Origin of the sequence: Stenotrophomonas sp. 3diitr2024 (genome assembly GCF_042136455.1) — a bacterium.
Taxonomy (GTDB): Bacteria; Pseudomonadota; Gammaproteobacteria; order Xanthomonadales; family Xanthomonadaceae; genus Stenotrophomonas; species Stenotrophomonas sepilia.
This window is the reverse complement of the sequence record NZ_JBHHMJ010000092.1, coordinates 1-8041: the sequence shown is the minus strand read 5'-3', so window position 1 is coordinate 8041 and position 8041 is coordinate 1. Positions and strand designations below refer to the sequence as shown.

Sequence of the window (8041 nt, the reverse complement as noted above, 5' to 3'; positions counted from 1 at the left end):
TCGTGCGCGTGCCATTTCACGCCCCCCCCCCCCACTCCATGCAGGCAAGTGCAACCGTCAACCCATTGATCAAGCGTGAACTTTCGGATCAATCATTGGTTAGACGCCAACCCATAGTGTCGCGGTCGTCGTTCCAGTTATTCCCGACGAGACGGAAGAACGCATCACTCAGGGATTCGAGCTCATCCAGCCACCGGTCCTCCTCGGACTCGCGCTTGAGACCGAAGATCGTGGGCTCTCTGCCTAGACCATGCACAACGAGCAGCAGGGCTTGAATCTCGGGATGAGCATGCAAGATGCCTTCCATCCCCAACACTCCTTCAACGGATGGCTTTCCCTCAAACTCGGGAATGCCAAATACCAGCTGCTCAGGCTTTCCAAAGGCGAGGCTCCAGTAGGCACCGGACCGCACATTCCACTTCTGCGGAAATCCGGGTGCTACCGGGCGAAGCGATGCATTGCCGTTGTAGTACCCATCGATCAGCATCAAGTTGAGCACCAAACAGGTAGGCGCATCCGCATACTGGCCCGACTTGATGTTCCCATCTGCCTTCTTGATAAGATTGCAGATGATGGTGGTCATGCTCTTCCCATCCTCAACCTCGCCGTGAGGTGCAACCCCCGTGAGCTCAGTTGCCACAACCCGACCACTAGCGACCTGCTCGCTCAGGGAGAGCTGAGCGTTGTAGCTGTTTTCAATGATCTGACCGAGGTTGAAAACACCGTCCACCACGGACAGGGTCTTCACCTCGAAGCAAGGGGCAGCTCCAGCTGCGCCAGCCAATCGAAAATCCGGAGTTTTCTTTGACTGCTCGGGTATTCGTTGGAGCTCCACCCCAAGCTCCCTTGCCATCGCCCAAAACTGTACTTCACCGATCACCTGGACGAATTCTTGGAACAGGCCAGGATCGAGTAGCCAATTAGTGGCTCTGAAGATCCGCTCAATCTCGGCCTTGGGTTTAGCCGCCAATGGCTCACCTTCCAAGAATGCCAAGACCTCTCGGATCCTGTGCACATGAACCTGCAACAGTAGATTGGGAGCAACTCCCCTTTGCGCATCCCAGTGCGCCATAAACTCCATCTCTAGACTCATCATCTCTGAACTCTGCTCCATGTATCCACCCCCGTTATCGGCGCCTGAATCGGATTCCTTAGCTGACAACTTCGACTTGAGAACGAGACAAGCCTAGCCCCCCCCCCCTCAGACTAGCCAACACCACCGGCATCAGAGCTCGATCGGACAATCGGTATCGCCAAGTGTTGCCATCGCAGCATCAACCGCTCCCGCAGCAACGTGCGGTCGCTACCGCAATCGGCCGAAAATGCCCTACCCCCTCCTCTCCAGTCTGCGCCTTCTGGCCCGGGAAACCACCCAAGTCGCCCTCGGCCTTTAACAGCAGCTGCCTACCCAACTGCATCACCTCAACCCGTTCCTGCATCTTGAGCAGCTCAGCGGCCGGCAGCGCGCTGTCGGTATCAAACCCGGTCGCGGAGCGATCAGGTCCGATCAAGGCGCTTTCGTTGCCATCGCGCACCACCACCGTGCCTGCGGCGATGTCTGAGCGTGGTGCTGCTGTCATTGTTCTTCGTACCGCCCAGCGGACTCAGTGCGGTTCCGGTCACGCTACCCAGCGGGCTGGCGGCACCATCCCCCACTCCCCATCCCTGAGCCGATACGGAATCCACTAATCTTGGCGCGCGATTCGTTCTGGATGCCGACAACCCTCAGACTGCCAGTGCCCAGAAGGTTCCTAGAAGCATCGGCGGCGCTACCGATCACACCACCTTCCAGGTGCGTATTGCCGCCCACGGCGATGTCGAAGCCACCGGTACCGGCAACAATGCCGCTCTGTTCCTGCACGTTGCGCAGGCGACTTGGCCATTGAACACACCACGGCCGGCACTGACGTAGAACAGCTCGTTCAGGCCCAGCGGATTGTCCATCGACAGCGTCGCGTTGGCCTACAGCTTGCCGGTGCCACGGCTGCCGGCATCGTCCAGGGTGACGCTGGCGCGTACCGGTGAACGCTGCGTCCAGTCGATCTGCATGTCGCTCTGGCCCGGCGGCGCGCCCTCGCCGTCAGCCGGCGCGATCCTGATGTCGGCGCTGACGGTGGGCACGCGCCGCAGGTTCTTCAGCTCCTGCTCGATGTCACGCAGGTTGAGCAGGCCACCGCTGAGGATCGGCAGTGCATTGGCGACCCGAGAAGCTATCCCTCACAACCGAATATATGAAAACCATGTGTTCCGGACTTCGCCGCGCCGGGGAGCAGGAGTGCTCATACAAAGGTACGCCGCTTTGCTCATGCCTCGGCACCCACGTCGATGGGAGCATCGCAAACTCCGGGCCTCAACCCGACCTAAGCGAGTCACTGCGGGACAATGATGCTACGAACTGGCGAGACAGACGGGGAACATGGACTCGCGATTGATTCAGCGATCTCGGCGGAGAAGGGATGGCATCACGTAGGAAGCACAGGCCCATGCAACTGCAACTGCAACTGCAACCATAGAGAATCGTACGATCCCTACCACGCACTTGAAGTGCAACAGTGGATGCCAAACGAGTGACCCCCACAGGCTCCGCTTGCAGTTTGGGCACCAAACGGGTAGCAGATTCACGGGCGCCGGAGGCTAACACCCTCTTCGACGTAGGTAATTGAGCGGCAGACCATAAATGATTCGACTCTTCGACCAAAAGGTTGAATTATTCACATTATGCACTTTGCCAAGAATCAGTCCTTTCTTTCGGACGGCGAGCGTGAAACAATTGCAACCAAGGTAAAATTCCAACTCTTTTCCGTAATATTTCAATGAAAATTGATACGATCAAAGCGAAAAGGAAGCACCATTTTGTATGGGCATGGCATCTCTCGAACTGGTCAACCAACAAGCGCGACCTTTACTACTTAACATCTACAGGTAAGGTCGGATACGACAGCGTAAAAGGCCTCGCTCGAGAGGTTGACTTCTACCGAGCCAGCACCCTTACAGCCAGGCAGATCCAAATCGCTAGGAGAACGATTGAACTCTCCAGCTATGAATCTGGGCGTGAATTCCTTCTGAGGACTCTAGACAAGTGGATTTCGATTCAGAGCCTCGTGGCCAACGCGGAAGCCTCGGTCTTGCCGGAATACCGACCCGAGCTTCAGAGAGCTAAAGAAGCTCTAGAGTGCAACTTTATAGAGGAGCTGCACTCTATACATGAGCTTCTCGCAAGAAAAGCACTTGAAAAACTATCCAATGACGATCTTTCCGTGCTATCTGATCAAGAGATGCTACTCCCACTTTGCTTGTATGTTGGCCAAGCAGCCATGAGAACAAAACCCTTGCGCGATGGTGTCGCTAATGCAAGAGGTGCCACAATGCTCAGCGTGGACAGCTCGGATTTTCAGGAAGCCTGGTGGTTTCTCAGCTTCGTGTACGGCTCAAATCTTGGGCAAGCACTTATGCTCTCCATAGATACTCTCTCACTGCTAACTGCCCCCGCCGATTGCCCGTTCATCATTACGGATCATCCAGTGGTCAACATGCATCCAGACTGGAAAGAGTCGCTAGATCTTGTTATGCCTCTGTCCCCCGCCCGAGCTCTGGCCTTTTGCCAGTCTGGCCAATTCCAACCAGGCCCGAACAAGCTGAGTTGCAAAGAGGTTGACGCCATTAACAGAACTTTGGCGGAGCACTCAGCAACGGTTTTCGCAAGTTCGGAGGCGCAAGTAAAGCAGTACGCCAAGTATGTTAGCCTTACATAAGAGCTCGATTGAGCTTATGACATATGCTCAGCGCCCTCTCCAAGCACTTACTGAACGCTATCATGAGAGCAGGTGCTCAACTTGGAGCGATTTAACTCCGCGATAAGCTACGATCGCATTGAACACCTTAATCATAGTGTGCTACAGCGAGTTCGTCTGGAGGCACACATACTTTGCGGCTTCACCCCTATCCTGATTTGCCTCCATGGGCTCCAGCGCTTCCACCGACATTAAGGCTCCCGCTCCCAAGGTAACAATGAGCGACAGGCGATCACTTAAGCTCGCATCAAATACGTTGGTCGTCTCGCAGACTCGATCTATTCGCACTGCATTGAAGCTCTTGATATAGATCAGCAGGGATCCTTCTGTGCCGAGCTTGGCACTTAAAAGTGCCAAGCCGCTTGAATAACCGCTTGCTTTGGTGCTCTCGTTCACAAAAGCGCTTATTGAACGAAGTTGCGCTATCTCCAATCCCAAGTCACCGGCTATCAGCTGCGATAGACGAGATGCATCCGAGCGCCTCTGCGACCAGGCGGACGCGCGGTCACCTGCTTGAACGCCGCTTAGTCACTATAGATGCCTCCGTCATCACTGAGCGAACGGAGGGTTACGATGATCACAGTACGCATCGGATCCTGCGCCAGTGGTTCGTTTGCGCGACTAGTTACGCCTGAGAAGACCTTCCTATGGTCCTTCACAAGCTACCAAGGGCATTTGTATACGGGGCACTGGCAGTTCCAATCATCCAGCCACGCGAACCCTTCGCAAACCACGGGAACTGCACAGGCAGCGGGCACAGCTGAAGCTGAGCAAGCAGGCTTGGGAAGTCTGCCTCGGCGCCGATCGTTGCCCTGACCTCTTTGCCTCCGCCGTCATTGTCAGCAATCGCACGCCCCACCGTGTCAGGAAAGGCGCGGCGGAGAACGATACGAAGACGCCATCGAGTGCGGGCAACACCGCCCTGGGCAGATGCACCGATCTCCAAGCGAACGCCGCCGCTGTCAGGCTAGAGGCGGAGATGGCGTCCAGATCCGTCCATGTACACCCCACCGAGAGTGGCATACCAAATGGCATATCACACTTAAAGTTTTTTGATTTTTTCTTAAAATCAATTACTTAAATAATTAATTGGCGGAGAGAGTGGGATTCGAACCCACGGAAGGTTTAACCCTTCGCCGGTTTTCAAGACCGGTGCCTTAAACCGCTCGGCCATCTCTCCAATCGGGTCCCGGTCGCCCGGGCAGCGACGTATTCTCGCACGTGAAGGGCATTTGCCCAAGACCACCTTGCCCCTGCCCTTCGCATCCGGCACGGTGGGAGCCTTCACCGCACTCGGAGCCGCCATGGCCCATCTCGATCTGGCCAACCTGCGCACCTGCCTGCTGGACGATACACAGTTGGCCGCTGTGGCCCTGCACCGCACCTTCGCGGGGCACCTGCCGGTCAGCAGCGGGCAGCTGGTGGTCTGCGATCCGCTGGTCCAGGCCGAGGCGCCTGCGCTGGCCGACTACACCGCCCCGCTGGGCCGGCACCCGGTCGAAATCATCGTGCACAGCGGCCGCCCGGCCCTGGCCGTGGTCTGGTTCAAGCCCCGCGAAGCTCTTACCGCGACCGCCCTGCACTGGCAGATGGCGCGCTGGACCACCCAGGACCTGACCGGCCTGGATGAGGACAGCTTCATCGGCTATCCGGTCGACGCTGGCATCGGTTGTTTCATGGACACCGACACCCAGCAGGCGCTGCTGGCCCTGATCGAACAGGCCGATGGCGACGAAGAGAGTGAATGGTCGGATGCACTGATCGACCACGATGGCCTGGACGAAGGCGTCGAGTACCGCCCCTGGGGGGAGAACTCGCCGCACGGCCTAGTGGCCTTCACCAGCGGCTGGGGCGACGGTGTCTATCCCAGCTACTGGGGGCTGGATACGTCCGGCATTCCGGTCGCCCTGGTCACCGATTTCCTGTGCATCCACGGCGGCGATGGGCGCGACGAGCGCGAGATTGCCGACCAGGCCTATCGCGACAACCTGCCCCCTGCGGAAGCGGAGGCGCTGGCGCGGCTGGTGGCTGCGGTAGAAGGAGACGACGCGGAGGCATTGCAGGACCTGCTGAAGGATGCGCCGCAGCGCGCCAACCAGATCGAACCGGGCTGCGGCGGCACCGCCCTGTACGAGGCGGTCCGCCTGGACCGCCCGCAGGCATTGCGGGTGCTGTTGCAGGGCGGCGCATTGCCGGCAATGCCCGAACGCCTGCACATGAGCAAGGTGACCGGCTATCTGGACTATGCGCGCTTCCTGAAGAAGCCGCGCAGCGCGGAACTGATGGCGGTGCTGGAAGCGCCCGTCGTTGCAGCCGAACCGCCACCGGCCCCACCGCGACGCCGCAGCTTCTGGGACCGGCTGTTCGGCCGGAACTGATCGGCATCGGAAAACAGCAACGCCGGGCATGGCCCGGCGCTACCGTTCAGCGCTCTCAGCCGGCATCCACCGCCAGCGCACCCAGCGCACTGGCCTTGATCCGCTCCTTGGCCTTTTCACAGGCGCCACCGCAATCCAGGCGCGAGGCCTCCAGCTGCGGCGGCAGGTGCTCGGCCAGGAAGTCGATGAACACGCGCACCGCCGGCAGCAGGCCGCGGCGCGAGGCGAACACGGCGTGACACACGCCCTGCGGCAGCGACCAGTCCGGCAGCACCACTTCCAGCTCGCCGTTGCGCACGGCGTCGGCGCACACGGTCTCCGGCAGCATGGTGATGCCGAAACCGTCCTTCACCATGCTCTGCAGCAGCGGGAAGTCGAAACCGGCCACGCGCGGCTGCAAGTCGACCCGGCGCACTTCGCCTTCCGGGCCATGCAGTTCCCAGCGCTGGCGTGCTTCGTCTTCGCTGATGCTGAGGGTGACGTGCTGGGTGAGCTCTTCCGGGTCCTTGGGGCGTCCGGCGCGGTCCAGGTACTTCGGGCTGGCCACCAGCAGTTCCTGCACCTGGCCGAAGCTGCGCATCACCAGGCTGCCGTCGTCATCCAGGCGCGAACGCACGCGCAGAGCCACATCGTAGCCTTCGTTGATGATGTCAACGCGGCGGTTGCTGATGTTCAGCTGCAGCCGCACCTTCGGGTACTGCTCAAGGAACTTGGGCAGCAGCTTGGGCAGCTGCATCTGCGCCAGCGACACCGGCACGCTGGCGCGCACCACGCCGCGCGGTTCCGCACTGAGGCGGTCGACCACTTCGCGGGCGGCCTGCGCTTCGGCCAGCATCGTCTGCGCGTGGCGGTGCACGCTGGTGCCGACGTCGGTGACCGCGAAACGGCGCGTGGAGCGCTGCAGCAGGCGTACGCCCAGGTCGGTTTCCAGCTGGCTGATGCGGCGGCTCAGGCGCGACTTGGGAATACCCAGTGCGCGCTCGGCGGCGGCGAATCCGCCGTGGTCGACCACCATCGCGAAGTAGTACAGGTCATTCAGGTCATGCATACCCGAGTTCCATATCTAGAACAATACGTGGCATTCAACCACCTTTATTCCGTCTTTGCAACAACCTATCGTTCTCTCCGTCGGCGGGGCCACCCCGCCCCTTCCTCCCAGAACACAGGTGACTGCCATGAAGCTTCTGCATCTCGACGCCAGCGTGCTTGGCGACGACTCCGTCTCGCGCCAGCTGTCGGCCGCTGTGGTCGCCCGCTTCGCCAGCCAGATCGATGGCCTGCAGGTCGATTATCGCGATCTTGACGCCAATCCGGTACCGCATCTGCGCAGCAGCTCGCTGGCCAAGACCGACGCCGCCGAGGCGACCGACGCTGAACAGGTGATGCAGCAGTTCCTGGACGCCGACATCGTGGTGATCGGCGCGCCGATGTACAACTTCAGCATTCCGTCCACGCTGAAGGCCTGGATCGACCGCGTGGCCGTGGCCGGCCGCACCTTCAAGTACACCGAGAACGGCCCGGTGGGCCTGGCCGGTGGCAAGCGGGTGATCATCGCCAGCAGCCGTGGCGGCATCTACACCGACTCGCCGGCCGACTTCCAGGAGCCGTTCCTGCGCCAGGTGTTCGCCTTCATGGGCATCAACGAGGTCGAATTCGTGCGCGCCGAAGGCATCGCCTATTCGCCGCAGCACCGTGAAGACGCCATTGCCGGTGCGCTGGCGGCACTTCCGTCGCACGAAGCGGCCGAAGCCGTCGCTGCGTAACGCGTTCCAACGTTCGGCGCCCCTCTCTCCTCGTCTGGGCGCTGAACGCGGGCCGGGATCCCCTCCCCCATCCCGGCCCACCCTGGCGGCCCCGCTGTGCGGGGCCGTC

Annotated in this window: 7 protein-coding genes, 1 tRNA gene and 1 pseudogene; 3 read left to right on the top strand and 6 right to left on the bottom strand. The window is 60.1% G+C overall.

Annotated elements, in window-relative coordinates; translation table 11 throughout:
* Positions 1 to 88 precede the first annotated feature (88 nt).
* From ABGA94_RS02225 to ABGA94_RS02215, 3 genes and pseudogenes are all read right to left on the bottom strand, one after another.
* Positions 89 to 1114 carry a hypothetical protein gene (locus tag ABGA94_RS02225; protein WP_134955187.1) on the bottom strand — a complete coding sequence of 342 codons (1026 nt, stop codon included), beginning with the start codon at positions 1112 to 1114 and terminating at the stop codon, positions 89 to 91.
* Positions 1115 to 1274: 160 nt separating this feature from the next.
* Positions 1275 to 1580, bottom strand: a complete 306-nt coding sequence (locus ABGA94_RS02220) for a hypothetical protein (protein WP_134955188.1) — start codon at positions 1578 to 1580, stop codon at positions 1275 to 1277.
* A 298-nt stretch (positions 1581 to 1878) separates the two neighbouring features.
* Positions 1879 to 2202: pseudogene (locus ABGA94_RS02215) on the bottom strand (ShlB/FhaC/HecB family hemolysin secretion/activation protein); the annotation flags it as partial.
* 611 nt (positions 2203 to 2813) lie between these two features.
* Between ABGA94_RS02215 and ABGA94_RS02210 the strand changes: the two are divergent.
* Positions 2814 to 3752: a DUF4238 domain-containing protein gene (locus tag ABGA94_RS02210; protein ID WP_134955189.1), complete on the top strand. Its 939-nt coding sequence runs from the start codon at positions 2814 to 2816 to the stop codon at positions 3750 to 3752.
* 141 nt (positions 3753 to 3893) lie between these two features.
* Here ABGA94_RS02210 and ABGA94_RS02205 read toward each other — a convergent pair whose 3' ends face one another.
* Together ABGA94_RS02205 and ABGA94_RS02200 are read right to left on the bottom strand one after the other, a co-directional pair.
* Positions 3894 to 4187, bottom strand: coding sequence for a hypothetical protein (locus tag ABGA94_RS02205; RefSeq protein ID WP_329887630.1), 294 nt, complete (start codon positions 4185 to 4187; stop codon positions 3894 to 3896).
* 694 nt (positions 4188 to 4881) lie between these two features.
* Positions 4882 to 4971, bottom strand: a tRNA-Ser gene (locus tag ABGA94_RS02200).
* Positions 4972 to 5095: 124 nt separating this feature from the next.
* Here ABGA94_RS02200 and ABGA94_RS02195 point away from each other — a divergent pair.
* Positions 5096 to 6169 carry a DUF4241 domain-containing protein gene (locus ABGA94_RS02195; RefSeq protein ID WP_375366271.1) on the top strand — a complete coding sequence of 358 codons (1074 nt, stop codon included), beginning with the start codon at positions 5096 to 5098 and terminating at the stop codon, positions 6167 to 6169.
* 55 nt (positions 6170 to 6224) lie between these two features.
* Here ABGA94_RS02195 and ABGA94_RS02190 read toward each other — a convergent pair whose 3' ends face one another.
* Entirely contained in the window at positions 6225 to 7217 is a 993-nt protein-coding gene (locus ABGA94_RS02190; protein ID WP_005410175.1) for a LysR family transcriptional regulator, read from the bottom strand.
* A gap of 127 nt (positions 7218 to 7344) precedes the next feature.
* On the opposite strand from ABGA94_RS02190, the gene ABGA94_RS02185 reads away from it, so the two are divergent.
* On the top strand, positions 7345 to 7932 hold the full coding sequence (locus ABGA94_RS02185) for an FMN-dependent NADH-azoreductase (protein ID WP_375366266.1): 588 nt from the start codon (positions 7345 to 7347) through the stop codon (positions 7930 to 7932).
* Positions 7933 to 8041: the final 109 nt, after the last annotated feature.